3 protein-coding genes are annotated in these 2,556 nt (G+C 52.8%); all 3 read right to left on the bottom strand.

Features of this window, described 5'->3' with window-relative positions:
• Window positions 1-737, bottom strand: a 737-nt coding sequence (gene mlaE, locus ACTHUT_RS17795) for a lipid asymmetry maintenance ABC transporter permease subunit MlaE (RefSeq protein ID WP_440419255.1), incomplete at its 3' end; no start/stop codon positions are given.
• A gap of 65 nt (window positions 738-802) precedes the next feature.
• Window positions 803-1,603 (bottom strand): ABC transporter ATP-binding protein, encoded by an 801-nt coding sequence (locus ACTHUT_RS17790; protein WP_440385952.1) that lies wholly within the window; start codon window positions 1,601-1,603, stop codon window positions 803-805.
• 221 nt (window positions 1,604-1,824) lie between these two features.
• Window positions 1,825-2,556 (bottom strand): hypothetical protein (locus ACTHUT_RS17785; protein ID WP_440419253.1); only part of this gene is annotated, 732 nt, incomplete at its 5' end.

Below are 2,556 nucleotides of genomic sequence, written 5' to 3'. Positions count from 1 at the left end.
GCGAGGATGGTCAGGGCGGAAGACACTACGGTGCGTGTACTGGCGCGCAAAATACCTTCGGAAGTCGGTACGCAGTGGAAGCCCTGATGTACGGCGATCAGCGTAACGGCTACGCCGAAAGCGGCGGATTTGATTAAGCCGTTGAGGACGTCGTAATGGAAGGTAATGTTGTTTTGCATTTGCGACCAGAAAATACCGCCGTCCAAACCCAGCCATTCGACGCCGACCAAATACGCGCCGTAAATGCCGGCAACGCTGAAAATCGATGCCAGCAAAGGCATGGAAAACACACCTGCCCAAAAGCGCGGTGCAACCACGCGTGCCACAGGGTCGACCGCCATCACGTTCATTGCTTCAAGCTGCTCGGTGGTTTTCATCAAGCCGATTTCGCTGGTCATGGCACCGCCCGCGCTGCTGGCAAACAGAATAGCCGCCAATACGGGACCCAATTCACGCAACAGGGAAGCGGCAACCATATAGCCCAGAATATCGGCGGATTTGAATTTTGCCAGCTGCGTATAGCCCTGCAAGCCCAACACCATGCCGACAAACAGGCCGGACACAGCAACAATCAGGACAGACAACACGCCTGCAAAGTAAACCTGGCGGATGCTCAGGCGCGGGCGAGTAAATGCCGTGCCTGATTTGGCCAGGATATGCAGGAAAAACAGCGTAATGCTGCCCAGCGATTGGATGAAGCCGAGGGTTTTTGCCCCGACGGAACGGATAAAATTCATAGGTTTCAGTTGATTGGTTAAATGGTTTTCAGACGGCCTTGTTTAAGTTTCAGGCCGTCTGAACATCAGCCCAGCAAGTCTTGTTTTAAAGTTGTTTGCGCCGGATAGCGGTATGCGACAGGGCCGTCTGCCAAACCGCCGACAAACTGGCGTACCCAAGGCGAGTCGAGTTCGCGCATTTCTTCGGGCGAGCCGGAGAACATGATTTCGCCGTGTGCCAAGAAAATGACTTGATCGACAATTTCCAATGATCTTTCAATATCATGCGTTACCATGACGCTGGTTGAGCGCAAGGCTTTGTTGGCACGGCTGATGAGGTGGGCGATAACGCCCAGCGAAATCGGGTCGAGGCCGGTGAAAGGCTCGTCGTACAACATGATTTCAGGGTCGAGCGCAATCGTACGCGCGAGGGCGACGCGGCGCGACATACCGCCGGAAAGCTCGGAAGGCATCAGGTTTTCAACACCGCGCAAACCGACTGCATTCAGTTTCAACACCACCAAATCGCGGATGACTGCTTCGGGCAAATCCGTCAGTTCTCGCATGGGGAAGGCGATGTTGTCGAAGACGGATAAGTCGGTGAACAATGCGCCGTGTTGGAACAAAACTCCCATGTGGCGGCGGTGTTCGTACAGCTCCTGCGCTGAAAATGCGGTCAAATCGCGCCCTTCAATCAGCACTTTGCCCGATTGCGGGTGGATTTGACCCGTAATCAGGCGCATCAGCGTGGTTTTACCGCTGCCCGAACCACCCATTACGGCGGCGAAATTGCCTTGTGGAATGCTGAAGTTGATGTTGTTCAGAATCGGACGGTCGCCATATGCGAAGGCAACGTCTTTCATTTCGATGAAGGGTGTGGAACTCATGCAGGATGGGAGTGTCGAAAAATGTATTTTAATTACGGGTATTGTAAAGGGTATTGGATATTCGGGCAATTTTCAGATGGTCTGCGCTTAGGAATAACGGGTAAAAACGTGTGAAAGAACGCAGAAGCGTTGGTGCTACGGTCGTTTGTTGTATGTTGTGTCAAACATACAGACAGCTGTGTAGGTAAATAAAGAGGCGGGCAAACATGCCCGCCTTGTTGTTAATATTTCTGCAAACCTTCTACCTTGATTTCTTTGGCATTGGCATGGATGAAGGCTTGAGTCGCTTTCATTGTGGCTTGAATGCGCGGATCGTTCCAACGCACGATTTGGTTGTTTTCATCGCGTTTGTCCGACCAGATAATCACGCCGTCGGTGTATTTTTTGCTGATTTCGAGCATTTTGCGCCAGCGAACGGGGTCGATGAACTGCTTGAAATAAGGGCTGTTGGTGGCCGAATAATATTGCGGCCAGATGTAGCCGATGATTTTTTTGTTGGGAAAGCGTTGATGGATGTCGTCAACGGCGGTTTTGACGTCTTTTTCCCATTGCACCAAATCGGGGGAAGTGATGTAGAACACAGGATTGGCATAGTCGCTGATGGCGGCGGTGGGTGCACGGCGTTTGCTGACTTGTCGCCATTTGGCCAAGATGGCTTCGTTGTCAACGTTGGGGCGGTAGTGGCGGATGCCGTGTAGGTGTTCAGAGGGCATGCCGTAGTTGCTGATGACGGCGCGCGGGTTTTCTTCTCTGAAGATTTGGTACATCCGGGCGAAGTCGGTTCTCAATTCGTCGGGGGTTAGCAGCTGTCCGTCTTTTTCGGCAAACCAGCTTTCGATGTCGGTGGAAATGGTGCGGTAGCCTTCGCGGCGCGATTGTTTGGCCAATTCGCGGATACGCGCTTCGTTGAGTACGCCGTGTTTGCGTTTGCCTGTCGGATCGGGTTTGACCAG

This window comes from Neisseria sp. P0022.S010 (assembly GCF_051956635.1).
The sequence above is the reverse complement of the archived record's forward strand: the minus strand, read 5'-3'. Positions and strand labels throughout refer to the sequence as shown.